This window comes from Priestia sp. 53B2, from assembly GCF_056099005.1.
On the sequence record NZ_JBLZXA010000020.1, the window covers coordinates 762,235 to 779,840 of the forward strand.

At 37.6% G+C, this 17,606-nt stretch carries 18 protein-coding genes and 1 riboswitch; of the genes, 11 read left to right on the top strand and 7 right to left on the bottom strand.

From position 1 onward, the window contains the following. Positions 1–166: 166 nt before the first annotated feature. The 5 genes from ACN6NE_RS18020 (at position 167) to ACN6NE_RS18040 (ending at position 5,861) form a co-directional block, all read left to right on the top strand. Positions 167–1,252, top strand: coding sequence for a CotH kinase family protein (locus ACN6NE_RS18020; protein WP_129707199.1), 1,086 nt, complete (start codon positions 167–169; stop codon positions 1,250–1,252). 229 nt (positions 1,253–1,481) lie between these two features. Next, the gene (locus ACN6NE_RS18025; protein ID WP_474326648.1) at positions 1,482–2,462 is read left to right on the top strand and encodes a spore coat protein; all 981 of its coding nucleotides are present in this window, start codon (positions 1,482–1,484) and stop codon (positions 2,460–2,462) included. A 69-nt stretch (positions 2,463–2,531) separates the two neighbouring features. Further along, positions 2,532–3,194: a hypothetical protein gene (locus ACN6NE_RS18030; RefSeq protein ID WP_014460954.1), complete on the top strand. Its 663-nt coding sequence runs from the start codon at positions 2,532–2,534 to the stop codon at positions 3,192–3,194. Positions 3,195–3,361: 167 nt separating this feature from the next. After that, a riboswitch (SAM riboswitch) is annotated at positions 3,362–3,479 on the top strand. A 71-nt stretch (positions 3,480–3,550) separates the two neighbouring features. After that, complete coding sequence (locus ACN6NE_RS18035) at positions 3,551–4,696, top strand: trans-sulfuration enzyme family protein (RefSeq protein ID WP_129707203.1); 1,146 nt, start codon at positions 3,551–3,553, stop codon at positions 4,694–4,696. Then, positions 4,680–5,861, top strand: a complete 1,182-nt coding sequence (locus tag ACN6NE_RS18040) for a trans-sulfuration enzyme family protein (protein WP_129707205.1) — start codon at positions 4,680–4,682, stop codon at positions 5,859–5,861. The genes ACN6NE_RS18035 and ACN6NE_RS18040 overlap by 17 nt, the downstream gene beginning before the upstream one ends. Positions 5,862–5,898: 37 nt before the next feature. On the opposite strand, the gene ACN6NE_RS18045 is transcribed toward ACN6NE_RS18040, so the two are convergent. The 4 genes from ACN6NE_RS18045 to ACN6NE_RS18060 all read right to left on the bottom strand — a co-directional run bounded on the left by ACN6NE_RS18045 (position 5,899) and on the right by ACN6NE_RS18060 (position 9,309). After that, on the bottom strand, positions 5,899–6,165 hold the full coding sequence (locus ACN6NE_RS18045; RefSeq protein WP_057238558.1) for a hypothetical protein: 267 nt from the start codon (positions 6,163–6,165) through the stop codon (positions 5,899–5,901). Positions 6,166–6,227: 62 nt separating this feature from the next. After that, positions 6,228–6,887 carry an SIMPL domain-containing protein gene (locus ACN6NE_RS18050; protein ID WP_474326311.1) on the bottom strand — a complete coding sequence of 220 codons (660 nt, stop codon included), beginning with the start codon at positions 6,885–6,887 and terminating at the stop codon, positions 6,228–6,230. Positions 6,888–6,993: 106 nt separating this feature from the next. After that, complete coding sequence (gene putP, locus ACN6NE_RS18055) at positions 6,994–8,472, bottom strand: sodium/proline symporter PutP (protein ID WP_474326314.1); 1,479 nt, start codon at positions 8,470–8,472, stop codon at positions 6,994–6,996. A gap of 291 nt (positions 8,473–8,763) precedes the next feature. Beyond that, positions 8,764–9,309 carry a YhcN/YlaJ family sporulation lipoprotein gene (locus tag ACN6NE_RS18060; protein WP_129707212.1) on the bottom strand — a complete coding sequence of 182 codons (546 nt, stop codon included), beginning with the start codon at positions 9,307–9,309 and terminating at the stop codon, positions 8,764–8,766. A 111-nt stretch (positions 9,310–9,420) separates the two neighbouring features. On the opposite strand from ACN6NE_RS18060, the gene ACN6NE_RS18065 reads away from it, so the two are divergent. The 3 genes from ACN6NE_RS18065 to ACN6NE_RS18075 all read left to right on the top strand — a co-directional run bounded on the left by ACN6NE_RS18065 (position 9,421) and on the right by ACN6NE_RS18075 (position 10,362). After that, complete coding sequence (locus tag ACN6NE_RS18065; protein WP_165351700.1) at positions 9,421–9,588, top strand: hypothetical protein; 168 nt, start codon at positions 9,421–9,423, stop codon at positions 9,586–9,588. A gap of 289 nt (positions 9,589–9,877) precedes the next feature. Continuing rightward, the gene (locus ACN6NE_RS18070; protein WP_048018485.1) at positions 9,878–10,081 is read left to right on the top strand and encodes a cold-shock protein; all 204 of its coding nucleotides are present in this window, start codon (positions 9,878–9,880) and stop codon (positions 10,079–10,081) included. 104 nt (positions 10,082–10,185) lie between these two features. Further along, positions 10,186–10,362, top strand: a complete 177-nt coding sequence (locus tag ACN6NE_RS18075; RefSeq protein ID WP_165351701.1) for a hypothetical protein — start codon at positions 10,186–10,188, stop codon at positions 10,360–10,362. 327 nt (positions 10,363–10,689) lie between these two features. Here ACN6NE_RS18075 and ACN6NE_RS18080 read toward each other — a convergent pair whose 3' ends face one another. From ACN6NE_RS18080 to ACN6NE_RS18090, 3 genes are all read right to left on the bottom strand, one after another. Further along, complete coding sequence (locus ACN6NE_RS18080; RefSeq protein ID WP_013056132.1) at positions 10,690–11,001, bottom strand: DUF6509 family protein; 312 nt, start codon at positions 10,999–11,001, stop codon at positions 10,690–10,692. Between the two features lie 150 nt (positions 11,002–11,151). Further along, positions 11,152–12,663, bottom strand: coding sequence for a sensor domain-containing diguanylate cyclase (locus ACN6NE_RS18085; RefSeq protein ID WP_474326319.1), 1,512 nt, complete (start codon positions 12,661–12,663; stop codon positions 11,152–11,154). 150 nt (positions 12,664–12,813) lie between these two features. Beyond that, positions 12,814–13,065: a hypothetical protein gene (locus tag ACN6NE_RS18090; protein WP_013056134.1), complete on the bottom strand. Its 252-nt coding sequence runs from the start codon at positions 13,063–13,065 to the stop codon at positions 12,814–12,816. 121 nt (positions 13,066–13,186) lie between these two features. On the opposite strand from ACN6NE_RS18090, the gene ACN6NE_RS18095 reads away from it, so the two are divergent. From ACN6NE_RS18095 to ACN6NE_RS18105, 3 genes are all read left to right on the top strand, one after another. Then, complete coding sequence (locus tag ACN6NE_RS18095; protein WP_474326323.1) at positions 13,187–15,457, top strand: DEAD/DEAH box helicase; 2,271 nt, start codon at positions 13,187–13,189, stop codon at positions 15,455–15,457. Between the two features lie 4 nt (positions 15,458–15,461). Further along, on the top strand, positions 15,462–16,712 hold the full coding sequence (locus ACN6NE_RS18100) for a ribonuclease H-like domain-containing protein (RefSeq protein WP_474326326.1): 1,251 nt from the start codon (positions 15,462–15,464) through the stop codon (positions 16,710–16,712). A gap of 346 nt (positions 16,713–17,058) precedes the next feature. Beyond that, complete coding sequence (locus ACN6NE_RS18105) at positions 17,059–17,568, top strand: CotD family spore coat protein (RefSeq protein WP_474326328.1); 510 nt, start codon at positions 17,059–17,061, stop codon at positions 17,566–17,568. The last annotated feature ends 38 nt before the right edge of the window (positions 17,569–17,606 follow it).

The window sequence follows — 17,606 nt, forward strand, 5'->3', positions numbered from 1 at the left end:
AAACCTCCTTGTCAATTGGACTAGGTCTTCCATTAATAGAATACGCGCTGATGCTTGTCCTTGATATGAGTCAAAAGTGGAGTTTGCGTAAATAGTTGATGCGGTGGAGTATCATGGAGAATTTACCCTTCATATACTTTAATAGTTGAAGGAAGGTGGTCGAATAATGAAGCAAAAAGAAATCCCTCAATACGCTCTGTTTGTGAATGTAAAAGATTTAAAGGAAATGCAAAGAGATATTTGGTCAGAAGAAGCGGTTCAGGCAACGATGAAGTTTAACAAAAAACGCTACGATATTGATTTGCTGCTAAGAGGCTCCCACATTCGGAAGATGAAGAAAAAGTCATATTATATTGAATTTTATTCTCCAAAAATATTTCAGCGCGCCAAAGAAATACACCTAAACGCTGAATACAAAGATCCATCACTTATGCGCAACAAATTGTCCCTCGATTTTTTCTCCTCTTTGGACGTTTTATCTCCTCATTCTCAGTTTGTCACCCTTAAGATTAATGGGAAAAATGAAGGAATATATCTTCAGCTCGAATCGGTAGATGAACTATTTTTGAAAAAAAGAAATTTAGCGGATGGATCCATATTTTATGCAGTGGACGGAGATGCTAATTTTTCTTTGATGAGCGATTTGGATAAAAGGCCGAAAACAACTTTGTTATCTGGATATGAAGATAAAGCAGTGAGAGAAGGGGATGAGGAAAAATTAGAAAAGTTTATATTTAATCTTAATACGTGGACAAATACGGAATTCGAACAGAATATTGAGAAGTATCTGAACGTCGACCGCTACTTATCTTGGTTAGTCGGTATTATTTGTATGCAGAATTACGACGGTTTTGTCCATAACTATGCCCTCTATCTAAATCATGAAAGCGGGCGCTTTGAACTAATTCCATGGGATTATGATGCAACTTGGGGAAGAGATGTAAATGGAAAAGTAATGGAAGGAGACTATGTCCGCGCACAAGGATTTAATACGCTTACAGCTCGCTTACTGGCGGTAAACAACATTAAAAAACGATATATTCAAAAGATGAACAATGTTCTAAATAATCAATTTACAATAGAATACATGAAACCAATCATTTATCAACTGCATGAGTATATTGCTCCTTACGTATTAAAAGATCCTTACGTAAAAGATAACTTGGAGCAATTTTATAAAGAACCCGAATTTATGCTGTCTTTTATAAAAGAACGAACAGCGTATATTGAAAATAACCTTTTGACTCTTTAAAAAGAGATAGATTTATAGGCAATTTATAGGCAACAGTGGATTTTGCTAATAATAGGCAAATGCAGGAAATCAATAGCTGTACATGATACGTATATATACAGTATGAATGACCAATAAGGATAACTAATAAGGAGGAAAAACAATGAGTAACTATTACTATGGCCAAGAACAAGGGCAAAATCAAAATCCACGCCAAAAATCAAGCCAAAAACGAAGCCGAAATATACAAATGCCTGATAAAGGCTATTCTTCTCACTTCAAACCCCTAAAAGGAAGAGTGGTGACCGTTTATCGTGGAGGGCCTGAATCTAAAACAGGTTATTTGGTTGACGTGCAATCAGATTATTTAATCTTAGCAGTGGAAAGCAACAATAACAATAATAACAATAATGGTGAAAATAACAACCAAAACAACCAAAACAACCAAAATAATAATCAACAAGAATATACACTTGTATATTATCACTTAGCGCATGTAAAAAGTATTACTGAAGATACTATGTCAAATTCGGCACAAACGTTTACTGGAATTAGCACAGAATTAGAATTATATCGAGGAAAAACTTTTGCTACAACTTTATCATTGATGAAAACTAAATATGTGCAGGTTAACCAAGGTGGACCTGAGAAAAAAGCAGGTCAGCTTCTTGATGTCTTAGGTTCATTTGAATCTGCTTATATAGTATTACTCACAGAAGACGACGGTGTCATCTATATTAATACTGAACACGTTAAGAGTGTGAGTGAATATCAAAGCAACAATGGAGATCAAACTAATCAATCTGCAAATGAACTCTTAGTGAGTCAAGAACCAGAATATATGAAATCCAAAAGCTTTAACGATCTTTTTGCCCACCTTTCTCATAAATGGGTATCAATCAATAATGGAGGACCTGAAGCTGTAGAGGGCGTGTTAGTACAAAGCCGAAATGGTACATTTACACTTGTGCAGAATAATCAAGTATTACGCTTACAGCCAAGACACGTTAAAACCATTTGTGTAGGAGCAAAAGGGGCTTTTAAGCAAAACGATAACAATCAAAATAATAATGAAGAAACAGAAGAAAATGGAGAGACTGAAGCTGCAAAGTCTACACAAAAACGTACAGGAGAACGTACAGGAAGTCGCACGGGTGGACGTACGGGTTCACGCTCTTCAGCACCGGCCGAGAAAGTTATTAAAACGAAAAATTATCGTTGGAAAGCATGATGAAATGGAACATAAAAGGTGCTTATAAAGCACCTTTTCTATCATATAGGAAAAAGGAGGAGAATCAGTATGAGTATGAATCATTATATCAATAAAATTGTGGAGTTAGATATTTCAGGTAAAACGACATTTGTTGGCAGACTTATTGATCTTGGATTAGATATTATGGTTTTGTATAATGGACATGATTATTTGTATATTCCTCTTTTACACATGCATCGTTTGCGGGAAGTATCAGAAGAAGACTATACGGTTTTACGTGAAATAGAAGAGAACTTAATAGAAGAAAGTCAGCGGATTTCTTATCGTAATATTTTACAGCAGGCAAAAGGGAAATTTATTGAAATTTATGTAACGGGAGGGAAGTCATTGCATGGCTATATTACAAGCGTGCTGAATGATTATCTTGTGTTTTATTCTCCAGTGTATAAAAATGTCTTTGTTTCTCTGCATCATTTGAAATGGCTTACCCCTTACAGTAATGAGTTAACCCCTTATTCTTTAAGTGACAAAGAGCTCCCAGTAAGACCTGCCTCTGCACCTTTTGTCAGAAACTTTGAAGAGCAGCTTAAAAAATATGAAAATCAACTGGTCGTATTAGATTTAGGGGATCAATCAGAAAAAATTGGCGTACTTAAAGAAGTTTCTAATAATATTGTTGAACTAATTACGGCAAATGGAGAAAGTATGTATTGGAAGTTAGCTCACGTAAAATCTGTGCACTTGCCTTAGAAAAAGAGACCTCGCTTTCGTCTCTTTTTTTTATGTGCTTATCAGGACAAGTATATTGAATAAACAAATGAGATGATTTGAATTTTTTAGAAAATTATGTTGACAATAAAGAAAATCTTTATTAAAGTTATTAACAACAAACGTTAACCACCAACAATTATATAGAACTCTTATCAAGAGTGGCGGAGGGACTGGCCCTGCGATGCCCGGCAACCATCAAATGAAACATTCATTTGAACGGTGCTAATTCCTGTGGAACATCAGTATTGTTCTAACAGATGAGAGAAATCGTGTATAAACGAACACTCTTCCATCTGTGAAGAGTGTTTTTTATTTTGAGTTAAGGAGAGAAATAGATGAAAATTGAAACTTTATTAGTTCGTTCAGGAGTAGGTCGTGACCCTTCAACAGGGTCTATTACAACACCCATTTACCAAGCATCAACATTTGCTCACCCTGCGTTAGGGCAAAGTACAGGATTTGACTATGCACGTACGGCAAACCCTACTCGTACAGCATTGGAAGAAGCAATTGCTGCTTTAGAAAAAGGAGAAGTAGGAGTAGCATTCGCTTCAGGAATGGCGGGTGTAATGGCAGTTTTAGCACTATTTAAAAACGGAGATCATTTAATTGTATCAGAGGATTTATACGGAGGAACGTACCGAGTACTAAATGAAATCTTTTCAGAGCAAGGAATTACTATTTCGTACGTCAACACAGCCCATCTCGAGCAAGTAAAAGATGCGCTTCGTCCCAACACGAAAGCTTTATTTATTGAAACACCTACGAATCCAATGATGCACGTGACTGATTTGCCAGAAGCAATTGCGTTAGCTAAACAGCATGATTTGCTTACTATCGTTGACAATACCTTCATGTCCCCTTATTATCAGCGTCCTTTAGAGCTTGGAGCAGATATTGTGATACATAGTGCAAGCAAATACATTGGGGGTCATAATGATGTAGTTGCTGGTCTTGTAGTCGCTCGATGTAGTAGCTTAGGAGAGAAAATTCGTTTTTATCAAAATGCAGCTGGGGCAATCTTAGGTCCACAAGATAGCTGGTTATTGTTGCGCGGTGTTAAGACGCTAGCGCTTCGTATGGAAAAGCATAACGAAAACGCGCTGAAAATTGCAAATTGGCTTACTGCTCATGATCTCGTAGAAAAAGTGTATTACCCTGGCCTTGAAACACATCCAGGCTATGAAATCATGAAGAAACAAGCGACTGGATTTGGAGGCATGATTTCTTTTGCTGTCTCACACCCTGACATCGTGTCAGTACTTTTAGAAAATGTCAAAGTTATTACATTTGCAGAAAGCTTAGGAGGAGTGGAAAGTTTAATGACATTCCCAGCTCGTCAAACACACGCTGATATTCCGGAGGAAATTCGAAATCGTGTCGGAGTAACAAATTGTTTACTGCGATTATCAGTTGGAATTGAGCACGCAGATGATTTAATTAAAGATTTGAAGGAGGCATTTGATGCATACCAACAATAATAAACATAGATTTGGTACGAACTTAATTCATGCAAATACAGGAATTGACGGTCATTTTGGAGCGGTTAACGTACCTATTTATCAGGTATCTACATTTAACCAAGAAGATGAGACGAACAACGGCCGTTATGACTATTCTCGTTCAGGAAATCCAACTCGTGAGGCTTTAGAAAACACCATTGCTCACCTAGAAAATGGATACGCTGGTTTTGCTTTTTCATCAGGTATGGCTGCTATCTCATCGGTATTATCTATTTTTGAATCAGGGGATGAAATTTTAGTTTCACACGATACGTACGGCGGGACATATCGTGTATTAACACGGTTATTTTCAAAGTTTGGTATCAAAACAACTTTTGTTGATACAACGAAGGTGGACAAAGTAGAAGAAGCTATCACAAAAGATACGAAGGCTATTTATATCGAAAGCCCTTCAAATCCATTTTTACAGGTAACGGATATTAAAGCAGTAGCAAGTTTGGCGAAGGAGCGCAATCTTCTTACAATTGTGGATAACACGTTTTTAACACCTTATCTACAGCAGCCGATTGACCTTGGTGTAAATATTGTAATTCATAGTGCTACAAAATATATCAGCGGTCACAGTGACGTCATTGGCGGTCTAGTTGTGGTAAGCGATGAAAAGCTAGCAGAAGAAGTAAAGTTTGTACAAAATGCTTTTGGTGCTATCTTAGGACCACAGGATTGTTTTTTACTGCTTCGAGGAATTAAGACATTAAAAGTTCGTTTAGATCAGCAGTTAAAAACAGCGTTGCAGTTTGCAAAGTGGCTTGAAGAACAATCTCTAGTGAGCCGTGTATACTACCCAGGCTTAAAAAGTCATCCAGACCACAAACTGATTTCAGAACAAGCAAATGGATACGGAGCTATGATTTCTTTCCAAGTACAGGATGAAAAAGTAGCACGACATATTTTACAAGGAGTCAAATTGGCTTCAATTGGCGTTAGTCTAGGTGCAGTTGAATCCATTCTAACGCATCCTGCAACAATGTCTCATGCAAGTATCCCAAAAGAAGTACGTGAAGAAAAAGGAATTACTGATTCACTTCTTCGCCTTTCAGTAGGGTTAGAGGAATTCGAGGATTTAAAGCAAGACTTTAAGGCTGTTTTTCAAAGCTTAGAAGAAAAAGCGTTAATTAAATAAAGAAAAGGACTTCCATCAAGGAAGTCCTTTTTTATCGTTATATACAGCTATCTAAAAGGTTTGTGTATAGGGACGTAAGCGCAACTTTTTCATCAGAGGAAAGACTGCTGTTTAGAATTCTTTTTATGCCAAGATGATATTTTACATACGGTGTTTGCCGGACGCGTGGATGAGTCATTTCATCTTTTAAATCTTTCAGAATGGCTTCGTGAAGCTGATCTTCACTTGTCATGGCTTGTTTAGAAGCGAACGAACGGTTCAACCATAGGGTTTGATAAGCTGCTAGTAAATGTTCAGAAGTCATTGTGCAAAGAGCTCCTTTAGATTAGTTTCTTCATTATAATAATCTATAGTTTACCATAAGTATTAATACGTGTACGTAACTTTTACAGAAGCAGATACAGTCAAGGACTGAGCTTGAATAGGGGGAGAGGCTGCTAATAACTTAGGCGAGGAGCCAGATGACTGATAGACGGGGCCTTCTTCGATTAAAATGGGGATTTGGTTAATAGGGAGCTGCAGTGTGTTGGCAATGGTAAAGGCCTTTTCTTTAGCGTTAAGCAAAGCTTTACTTATCGCTTCTTGTTCATATTTATCATCATTTGTAACGTGGAATTGAAGATCTTGCGCTACGTTGGCTCCGCTTGAAAAAGTAGCGTTATAGACATCCCCAGCTTGTTTTACATCCTGTACTCTTACTCTAAACAAATGCTGTACTTCGTATCCTGTAAGAGTCGATTTTCCATCGCTGTAATCATATTTAGGATTTATAGTGAACGAAGCTGTTTCAATTTGCTGGTCATTGATTCCAAGTTTTTTCATCTCTTGAAGCAAAGTATTTGAAATAGCTGAATTTTCTTTTAAGGCTTCTTGAACGTCTCTTTTTTCCGTGCGTGTTCCAATTGTCATGGAAATTTCGTCCGGAAGTGCTGAAGCAGTCCCTTCACCAATCACTTTAATTTCTCTACTTTGTGTATCTACGCGGAGCTGCTGTGTAGGTTCGTAAGGGAAATAAGAATGTTGCATATAAAAACCCTCCTTAATCTGTCTTTAGTACATATATATATATATGACAACATGGCTTGCATTAAAAGCAAAAAGTACACAAGTTACGACTTGTGTACTTTTTTTACTATTTTGTATGCTGTTCCAGTACGCTTTCCATGTTTCTAAATTGATCTTCTACAGCTTTTGAAGGCTTTTTTGTTAACAGACTTACTACAATAACAGCCAGCAAGCTTAAGAAAAATCCAGGAATCATTTCGTAAAGGGCATCTTTCAATGGAGTATTTACCCAAATTAATACTGTAGCTGCACCTACAATCATTCCTGCAAGGGCTCCCCATCGAGTCATACGCTTCCAGTAAAGACTTAGTAAAATAGCAGGACCAAATGCAGAACCAAATCCAGCCCATGCGTATCCGACAAGTCCTAAAATCGTATCACTAGGTTTTAAAGAAAGCAAAATGCCAATAATTGCAACGCCTAAAACCGCAGTTCTCCCCACAGTCACAAGCTCTTTGTCAGAGGCTTGACGACGAAAAAATGTTTTGTAAAAGTCTTCTGTAACAGAGCTTGCTGTTACAAGTAGCTGAGAAGAAATGGTACTCATAATCGCAGCTAATAAAGCAGCATATAAAAACCCGGTAATTAAAGGGTTAAAAAGTATATCTGCAAATTTAATAAAAATAGTTTCAGGATCTGCTAGCTTCATACCCGTTTTTTCTACATATGCAATTCCAACAAGTCCTGTCAGCAACGCACCAATAATAGAAATAATCATCCAGCTCATTCCAATACGGCGTGCGAGTTTTAATTCCTTAACAGAAGAGATAGCCATAAAGCGAACGATAATATGAGGCTGTCCAAAATAGCCAAGTCCCCAGGCTAAGAAAGATATAATACCTAAAACGGTTGTACCCTTAAAGATGTCAAGGTATGTTGGATTAACTTCCTGTACAATATCCATTGTTGTGTTGACGCCTCCAACATCGGTGAAAGCTACAATGGGTACCAAAACTAAAGCAAGAAACATAATAACACCTTGAACAAAATCTGTTAAACTAACGGCTAAAAATCCACCAAAAAGAGTGTAGGCAATAACAACAGATGCTGTTACAAACAAGCCAATCTGATAATGCAAATCAAATGCTGATTCAAATAAGCGTCCGCCTGATACCATACCAGCTGAAGTGTAAAGAGTAAAGAAGATAAAGATAACGATCGCTGATACTGTTCGAAGAATTTTGGCATGGTCGCCAAATCGATTTTCAAAAAAGTCTGGAATTGTAATGGAGTCGTTCGCTACTTCCGTATAAGTGCGAAGACGCGGAGCGAGGATTAAATAATTTAAATAAGCACCTATAGACAATCCCACCGCTAGCCATACGCTAGAAAGGCCCGTTACATACATGGATCCAGGAAGCCCCATTAACATCCATCCACTCATATCGGAAGCACCAGCTGAAAGGGCGGTAACCGCTGGGCCTAGTCCGCGTCCTCCTAACATATAGCCAGCTACATCTTCAGTGGTTTTTGTATAGGCATACCATCCTATTCCGAGCATTCCCACAAAATAAATACCGAGTGAAATATAAACTCCAATATCCACAAAATCTCCCCTTTATGCATTTTTTATGCATGAGATAAGTAATACATCTCATGAAAACATCTTATGGTTTTTAAAACTAACAAACTTTTCTTATACTATCAACCCACAAAATCGTAAATTTTCTAAATCTAAAATCCCCTAAACCTTTATATAAAAGAAATGAAACCGTTTTCAAAATAAAGTAAAATAAAAATATTCAGAAATTTATAGCGGGTTTTTTATGCAATATTTTATGCAATAAGTAAAATAAAAAGAGCATTTTATAAAATGCTCTTTTGATATTCATGTATATTAGCGTGAATTTGGAAACACGCGTCGGACAACTTCCGAAAACTCGTCAAACAGTCCAGAAACGGGTTTGCCGGTTTGAAGCTTGTCTACATATCCGTTCATACGGTTTACAAAGTCAGGGTTTGTTGATACAAAAACTCGATGAACACTGCCGTCTGCTTTTCTTACTTCATGTGCAATCTTATGTTCCATATCTTTTGTGAGATTACCTTCTTTATTATCGTCTAATACAGCTGCCACATAAGCTGTATGATCAGTTACGATTACATTAGCATCTTTTACGTTTTTTAACGCTACGATACGATCAGCCGCCACATCGGCTACTCTCATTCCACCAGACTGATTATATTGTTCTTTTTCGTTACGCTGTACGTCTTGCGTATCGTTTACGTCATTCATTTTCGTTTTATTGTTCCCATTTTCATATGTGACGTTGCGGACTGTATCATCATCAATGACGCCATCTTTACCTTGATCTGCTGTACTGCAGCCGAATAAAGAAAGAGTTGTCATACAGCCTATAACAAACAAAAACGATTTCTTCATGATAGTATCACTCCTTATAAGTTTTAACCTTTCTTATAATTTGTTAAAATCGTGTGAAGCATACATGAAAAATACAAAAAAGCCTATACTATCGAAAAAGGAGGGATATGTATGAGTGAAATCCAACAAAGCGTATTTGTTCTTCATACAAAAGAAGAAAATCATGAAGAAACAACAACGTTTGCGTTAACTTCGGAAGAAGCTAAGCTATTATTTGAGACCCTGCAAAATAAACGAAAAGAAATTATCGACGCCCATATTGATAACATGTTAACGTAAGGAAGATAGATATCTTGCAAAACGGATGAGCCATATGTTAAGGATGGCTCAATATTTGCATTCTACATATAGGTATAGTATAATGTAAACGCAACCAAATTTAATAAATGTAATGAATACTACGTTTTGACCATATACTCGAATTAGATTTAGTGAAAATTCACTTGTTATAAAGGAGATCTACTTCGCGTAGGTCTCTTTTATAATATGTGAATTTTTTATTTACGGTATAAATGTAAATATAGAGTAACATATTGAAATTTTTACATTTTTTTGGAGGTTTTTTTACATGGCTACTACAGGTACAGTAAAATGGTTTAACAGTGAAAAAGGCTTCGGTTTTATCGAAGTACCAGGCGGAAATGACGTATTTGTTCATTTTTCAGCTATCCAATCTGAAGGCTTCAAAACATTAGAAGAAGGCCAAAAAGTTGAATTTGAAATCGTTGAAGGTCAACGTGGACCTCAAGCGGAGAATGTTGTAAAATTATAATTCAACGCTACATATGAAAGCTGCCGATAGGCAGCTTTTTTTGTGCAAATTTGTTTTATTTGTATGATTAAGAAAATAGATTAAAGTAGGGGAGAAGGGAAGGCATGAGTTCATTTCATTGCTGTGCCACATGTAAACATTTTCAAAGCATTAAATTGGATAGGGGAATGAAGTATCGATGCAAAAGACTAGGCTATGAAACCCGTCCTTCTTATCGGTTTACATGCTGGGAGCCAAAAGAAGTAGTTAAAAAGCTAATGGAAAAACGAAATCAAAAATGAGGCTGGGACATAACTAAATCAATTCAATCTACAGACGAACAAATGAGATGAATAAGCTAGTAGGGGGAATCGCTTATTACGCAACAGCAGTTGATTTCCGTGCAAGACTTCGCTTTCCGCGGGCGGCCGGTGAGATTCCTCGTCGCTTTTTCCCGCAGGAGTCTTCGCCTTGCCCTCCAATCAACTGCTAGAAGCAGCTACCTACATAAAACCTACGTTCACTCTACCAATGAAAAAATCCGAACGAGTTTGATTCTCCACCAAGAATCTCGATTCATCGCTCGGATTTTCCTTCAACTGAAATACGTTTGTCCCAGTCTCTTTTAATTATTCCTCGTTATTTGTACCTTCCTCTGAAGGTAAATGTTTCCCGCAAAACTCTTTTACAGCTTCTTCTTCTTCTTCTTCAAGGTCGAAGTCTAATACTTTATTTGTTGAAACTTCGTAGAAATGAGTTTGGGCAATAGAAGTGTTATCTTCGCCTTTAATATATACTAAGCGTAGTGCTAGGTCGTTGCCCGTATATAATTCATCATCTTCTTCTACCTCGATGTATAAATGAAATTCATAGCGTTCACCTAGAAGGAGACCAAATGGATCCTGCAATTGTTCAGCTGTATATTCTTTAATTGTAAACATATGTACGTCCTTTCCATATATCAGTAAAATACTTGCATCATCTATTATAGTTTTTCTTTGCAAAGAAAGAAAGTGCATGCGTAACTCATGCACCGATTTATTCCTTGATCATTCTATTTAGCGAATCGATGGCGCAAGGACTTCGATGATTTACTTAAAGGCGGAAGAAACGCGCGTATGTTTTTGCTTATACATGGCAGCATCTGCTTTTTGAATTAATGTATCTAGGTTGGTTTCGTCTGAAGGCGCCCATATAATAAATCCGTAACTCGCAGAAAGTGCATATGGCTTATTAAATTCTTTCTTTTTATTTTCTAGCTGTTCATTAATATTTTGCCACAGCTCTTGTACGTATTCTTCCGTTTGTTCAGGAGCAATTAATAAAAACTCATCGCCTCCGTAGCGAAAGAGCGTATCATCTTTGCTAATATAACCATTAATTGATTCTGCTATTGTTTTAATAAGCCAGTCGCCTTCTCTATGACCGTATTGATCATTTACTAGTTTTAAAGAATTAATATCGATAAAACATAATAGAAAAGATGTATGATTGGTTTTAGCTCTCAGCAGTTCCAGCTGCAGTTTTTCCATTCCGCTTCTTCGATTTAAAATTCCGGTTAGCATATCAGTTGAAGCGTGCAAGCTCAATTCATGCTCAACCGCTTTTAAATCGGTTATATCGGTAATACCTGCGAGTATGCAGCTTTCGCTTTGATACTCTAGTAATTCATAATTGATCATAACCCACTTAGAATCTCCATGTTTACGTGCTTCTAGGGTGTAGGTTTTTACATATTTCTCTTGTTGAAGACGTTTTAAAATTCCCTCTCGATCTTCAGCGGTAGGATAGATTATAAATCCGTCTATTTGATTAAGATCTTGAGAAGCAAGATTGTAAAAATGAATAGCTTTATTGTTAATGAGCAGCACTTTGTGGTCGGATAATCTCGTTAATAGTAAAGGATAGGGATTAATTTTGAACAGCGTAAAAAAATTACGTTCGCTTTCTTTTAGCTGTAAATGATTCATATATTCTTTGTGACGGTATGTATAAAGAATGTATGAAATAAGTAAAGCGATAGCAACTGCTGCAGTTGTATTGATCTGCTTTGAAATAAGAGAAAAAGAATCCGGTACATATCGTGATAAGCCGTATAGTAAAAAAAGATGGTTAGGAATAAAAATGATGCACAGATGTTTTAATTTCATAGGAAATAAAACAGCTGTGGAAATCAAAAGCATCATATATACGTCTACACGACCTGTGAAAAGCTGACTGTTAATAGTAGAAAGTGCTGCAGCAAATACGTAATAAAATATATAGCCATATATAATGGTGCTTAAGTAGTTAGCAAACCGCTCTTTTTTCTTACTAACATAATAGAAAAATAAATAAAGAGAGGAGAGAGCAAAACTAGTGAAATGAATACCAATTAGTGTATGTCTAAACTGAGATGTCCCCGCATGTTGAAGCAAAGAAAAACCTATATAAATATAAATAGGATAGGAAATTACAAGAGCAAGTGAAACTAGCTTGACTCTCTGTTGAAGCATCTCTACATTCGTTTTATCGAACATTTTATCTTCATTAACTTTTCTTCCAGAAGGAAAACGAAATTTCTTCAAAAAGGAGAAAGGTAAAAGCGAAAGAAGAAATGACATGACCATCATCTCCATATCTTTTTTTAGGTATTTTAGCATGTTTGTATAAGAAAAGACATGAATTTTTTAGATGAAAATGTCTGCTTTTTGATCAAGAAAAAGCATAAAGATTTATATGATTAAAGGTGAGGCCAAAGAGCCTCACCTTTTTTATTGAAGTTTATTCGATTCAGCATGTCGTACAAACATGGTTTCATCTTCTACTAAGCCGCAAGCTCCGCACTGAATACGTTTTTGCGGCCCGTTATAAGCAGCATGAAATGCATCGAGCGTATCGTTTGTGTATTCTTCTACGACGTCTCCGCTTCTTGGATCCATTTTTACAGGTTTTGCATTTTGTTCAATGATATTAAAGCGCGTTCGATTTGTTTTGCAGCTAGGGCAAAGATAAGGGCTTCCCATTTTTAACATCTCCTTGAAAAATTTACTGTATTAATACCATGTCCGAATCCCCCAAAAACATACAAAAACTTATGGTTTTCTATCGAACGTTCATTCGTTAAAATAGAAGCAGGTGATGAAAATGAGAATACGAAAAAACTTACAAGAAGTAATGGATATCTTGCAAACGAATCCATCGTATCAGCAAAATATCGTTCATTGGCATACAATCGAAGAGAAAGAAGCTAAAACTGCGCCATTTCCAGCTTCTTTGCATACAAAACTGCGGCAAGCACTTGAGAACCGAGGAATTGGTTCGCTTTATACGCATCAAAAAACAGCGTTTGATTTGGCGACAGCTAAGAAGAATGTTGTGGCTGTGACGCCGACAGCATCGGGGAAAACATTGTGCTACAACTTGCCGGTACTACAAAGTATTATGGAGAATGATCAGGCTAGAGCCCTTTATTTGTTTCCAACAAAAGCGCTTGCCCAAGATCAAAAAAGTGAATTAAATGAAATCATTGAAGAAATGGAGGTACCAATCAACAGCTACACGTATGATGGAGATACTCCGGCAAATATCCGTCAAAAGGTGAGAAAAGCAGGTCATATTGTTATTACGAATCCAGATATGCTTCATTCAGCTATTTTACCTCATCATACTAAATGGGTATCACTGTTTGAAAACCTGAAGTACATTGTGATTGATGAACTTCATACGTACCGCGGTGTTTTTGGAAGCCACGTAGCTAACGTTATACGCCGGTTAAAGCGAATTTGCCGCTACTATGGAAGCAATCCTATCTTTATTTGTACATCAGCGACCATCGCTAACCCAAAAGAACTTGCTGAACATTTAACGGGAGCTCATGTTATGTTAGTAGATAACAACGGAGCGCCTAGCGGCCGCAAGCATTTTATTTTTTATAACCCGCCTATTGTTAATAAACCTTTAAACATTAGAAGAAGTGCTACGCTTGAAGTGCGAAATATTGCAGGAGAGTTTTTGAAAAATAAAATTCAAACGATTGTATTTGCACGAAGCCGAGTACGAGTGGAAATTATTTTAACGTATCTGCAGCAACTCGTAAAAAACCAGCTTCAAAATAAGTCTATTCAAGGGTACCGCGGAGGATATTTGCCGAAGCAGCGCCGCGAAATAGAAAGAGGACTTCGAGAGGGAAGTGTTTACGGGGTAGTCAGTACGAATGCTTTAGAGCTAGGAGTGGATATCGGGCAGCTGCAGGTGTGTGTGATGACAGGTTATCCAGGCACGGTTGCAAGCGCTTGGCAGCAAGCAGGACGAGCAGGGAGACGTCACGGAGAAGCCGTCATTGTGATGGTCGCAAGTTCAAGTCCCCTTGATCAGTATATGATTCAGCATCCGGATTACTTTTTTAGCAGAAATCCAGAAACAGCTCGAATTAATCCTGATAATCTTGTTATTTTAGTCGATCATTTAAAATGTGCGTCCTATGAGCTGCCGTTTAAGCAGGGAGAAACATTTGATGGGGTAGAAATTGAAGACGTGCTGGAGTTTTTGCAAGAAGAGCGAGTGATTCATTTTAGCGGAGACAAATGGTACTGGATGAATGATTCGTTCCCAGCTCATAATATCAGTCTGCGCTCTGCATCTCAAGAAAATGTTGTCATCATTGATCAATCGGACGTTGCAAATGTGAAAGTAATTGGAGAAATGGATCGCTTTAGTGCCATGACGCTTCTTCATGATGAGGCGATTTACTTGCATCAAGGCATTCAGTATCAAGTAGAATACTTGGACTGGGATGAGAAAAAAGCGTATGTTCGTGAAGTCGATGTAGACTATTTCACCGATGCAAACTTAGCGGTTAACTTAAAGGTTCTAGAAGCTGATAAAGAACGACTGGAGAGAACATATTCAATCGGTTACGGCGATGTAATGGTCAGCGCTATGGCTACGATATTTAAAAAAATAAAGTTTGAGACGCATGAAAACATAGGGTCAGGTCCCATTTCACTTCCGGAAGAAGAGCTTCATACAAATGCCGTGTGGCTAAGCTTTGAAAAAGAACAGTTTTACGAATCTGAAGAACGATTGGAACAAGCGCTCATTTCCGTGGCAAATGCCCTTCAGTCAATTGCACCGCTTATGGTGATGTGCGATCCGTCTGATTTACATGTAGTGCCTCAGATAAAAGCGGTGCACAACGAACAGCCGACTATCTTCTTATATGATCGATACCCGGGAGGCATTGGGCTAAGTGACAAAGTATACGAACAAATGAATGATGTGCTAAATCAAACCAATCAATTAATTGTAAATTGTTCTTGCGAAAGCGGCTGTCCGTCTTGTATCGGTATGGAAGCACAGGGAGAATACGCAAAAAGCGATGCGCTCGTGCTGCTACAACAACTGCAAAGTAGGTGAACTCTTGTCTTTTAAAAATAAATTAAACCGTATGAAAAAGCATCTTCATGTTACAGAAGCAAAGCCGCCGGTTGAAAGTAACCCGCAGCGATCTAAGAGCGCGTCTATTCCCTATGAGCAGGAATGGAAGGGAAATCATGCTGTACCTTACTTTGCCGAAGACAGCTACTGTATGATCAGAGAAGTGGTTTACCCGCTCGACTACAAGCATGGACATTATGAATTTAATGAGCTGAAAAAAGTAGTGGAAGTATGGAATCGGTCTACAGTTGCTCATCCGCTTTCATCAAAAGGCCACACATATTCAGATTTGTTTTTCTTTGATACGGAAACGACGGGGCTTAGTACAGGTACGGGAACGACTATCTTTTTGCTAGGATATGCAAGGGTGCTAAAAGATTCCGTCGTTTTTCGTCAGCATATATTAACAGAGCCAAGCGGAGAAGTAGCATTTTACGAAAGTTTTTTAAAAGAAGTAGACTATACGACGCTTGTGACTTACAATGGGAAATCTTTCGATTGGCCTCATGTGAAGACTCGTCATACGCTATTGAGAGATCATTTGCCCAAGCTGCCTAAGTTCGGTCACTTTGATTTACTGCATGCATCAAGAAGGCTGTGGAAACACAAAATGAATTCGGTTAAGCTTGCGAATGTCGAAAAAGAAATACTTGGAATTGAACGAGTTGATGATATTCCAGGTTTCTTAGCTCCCATGATTTATTTTGATTTTATTGAAACGAAAAATCCAAGAGGCTTATTCGACATTATGAAACATAATGAACATGATATTTTATCACTTATCACCTTATACATTCATTTATCAAAACATCTCCTTACTAGTGAGGAGTTTACAGAAAAAGAAACATATGAAGTAGCAAGGTGGTATGAGCAGTTAGGGGAGAATAAGCACGCTTTCTCTCTTTATCAGGGCGTAGCGGAAAAAGAAAAAGAAGAGCATGAAAAAGCTCAGCTAGCGATGGCTTATCATTATAAAAAAGAGAAGAGTTGGAAAGAGGCAGTGGACATGTTTGAACCCTTGGTTCAAACATGTGAAGGTGACGTCGCCATAGAAGCATTGGTTGAGCTAGCTAAAATTTATGAGCATCGTCTCAAAGATGTTCATCAAGCACTTCTATATACTGAGCTAGCCTTGGAAAAGTGGAATCAACTCAGAGAAATGACTAAAAAAACGTCAAAGGAAGCGCTTGAAAAAAGACTTCTTAGACTAAAAAATAAATCAGCTAAAGCATAGACTTCAGCTGATTTATTTTAAAATATTCAGAATTATTATTCTTTTGTTTTTGTGGATGTTTTATATTGTTCTATTTTTCAGTCATTGATAAAATTAGTCAATGTAAGACTTATTCTTACAGCTTAAAAACAGAACTTTGGTGAGATGGAGAGAGGCCTCATGAAAAATGTGATTTTAGTATCATTTTTCGCATTAATTTGTTTAACAGTAATTGTCTTAAGCAGTTTGAAAAATTCGTATAACTCCTTTATGTAGGCCAAAAATAGGTGTTTGTCTTAGTACATGTACACTACCCTTCACATATTGTAATAGTGTAATAACTAAACAGTGAAAGGGGAAAAAGGATATGTATCCAAGACCAACAAAATGTATGCCACCAATTGTGCACCCAACAAAATGCTGCACGCAGTTTACTTCTCAGGAGGTAGTTGTACCTCACATTCATCCAAGTCATAATACATTGGTGAATCATACAAATGTGAAGCACGTGCATTACTTCCCGCAAACGCAATCTGTTGTAAATGAAACTTCAAATCAACAGTTTTTTGGGGGTGCGCAGCAATATCCAACTCAAGTAGGGGGAGCAGGCTATCCAGGTCAAATGGGAGGCTATCCAGGTCAAGTAGCAGGTGCTAGTTACCCAGGTCAAGGAGGTTACCCAGGTCAAGTAGCAGGTGCTAGTTATCCAGGTCAAGGAGGCTACCCAGGTCAAGTAGGAGGAGCTGGTTATCCAGGTCAAGGAGGCTACCCAGGTCAAGTAGCAGGTGCTAGTTATCCGGGACACAAAGGTTGCGGCCAAGGAAGCTGTCATACAAAAGGCGCGCATCAAGGACCTAATTCAGGGTATTTTAGATAATGTACGTTAATAGGAGCTGATTACATCAGTTCCTATTC

Bases quoted from the DNA above. Each gene is read 5' to 3' on its own strand.
- ACN6NE_RS18065 (WP_165351700.1), top strand. From the start codon at position 9,421: ATGAGTGAAATCCAACAAAGCGTATTTGTTCTTCATACAAAAGAAGAA.
- ACN6NE_RS18025 (WP_474326648.1), top strand. From the start codon at position 1,482: ATGCCTGATAAAGGCTATTCTTCTCACTTCAAACCCCTAAAAGGAAGA.
- ACN6NE_RS18050 (WP_474326311.1), bottom strand. From the start codon at position 6,887: ATGCAACATTCTTATTTCCCTTACGAACCTACACAGCAGCTCCGCGTA.
- ACN6NE_RS18090 (WP_013056134.1), bottom strand. From the start codon at position 13,065: ATGGGAAGCCCTTATCTTTGCCCTAGCTGCAAAACAAATCGAACGCGC.
- ACN6NE_RS18080 (WP_013056132.1), bottom strand. From the start codon at position 11,001: ATGTTTACAATTAAAGAATATACAGCTGAACAATTGCAGGATCCATTT.
- ACN6NE_RS18060 (WP_129707212.1), bottom strand. From the start codon at position 9,309: ATGAAGAAATCGTTTTTGTTTGTTATAGGCTGTATGACAACTCTTTCT.
- ACN6NE_RS18020 (WP_129707199.1), top strand. From the start codon at position 167: ATGAAGCAAAAAGAAATCCCTCAATACGCTCTGTTTGTGAATGTAAAA.
- ACN6NE_RS18070 (WP_048018485.1), top strand. From the start codon at position 9,878: ATGGCTACTACAGGTACAGTAAAATGGTTTAACAGTGAAAAAGGCTTC.
- ACN6NE_RS18040 (WP_129707205.1), top strand. From the start codon at position 4,680: ATGCATACCAACAATAATAAACATAGATTTGGTACGAACTTAATTCAT.
- ACN6NE_RS18075 (WP_165351701.1), top strand. From the start codon at position 10,186: ATGAGTTCATTTCATTGCTGTGCCACATGTAAACATTTTCAAAGCATT.
- ACN6NE_RS18035 (WP_129707203.1), top strand. From the start codon at position 3,551: ATGAAAATTGAAACTTTATTAGTTCGTTCAGGAGTAGGTCGTGACCCT.
- ACN6NE_RS18030 (WP_014460954.1), top strand. From the start codon at position 2,532: ATGAGTATGAATCATTATATCAATAAAATTGTGGAGTTAGATATTTCA.
- ACN6NE_RS18085 (WP_474326319.1), bottom strand. From the start codon at position 12,663: ATGTCATTTCTTCTTTCGCTTTTACCTTTCTCCTTTTTGAAGAAATTT.
- ACN6NE_RS18095 (WP_474326323.1), top strand. From the start codon at position 13,187: ATGAGAATACGAAAAAACTTACAAGAAGTAATGGATATCTTGCAAACG.
- ACN6NE_RS18105 (WP_474326328.1), top strand. From the start codon at position 17,059: ATGTATCCAAGACCAACAAAATGTATGCCACCAATTGTGCACCCAACA.
- ACN6NE_RS18045 (WP_057238558.1), bottom strand. From the start codon at position 6,165: ATGACTTCTGAACATTTACTAGCAGCTTATCAAACCCTATGGTTGAAC.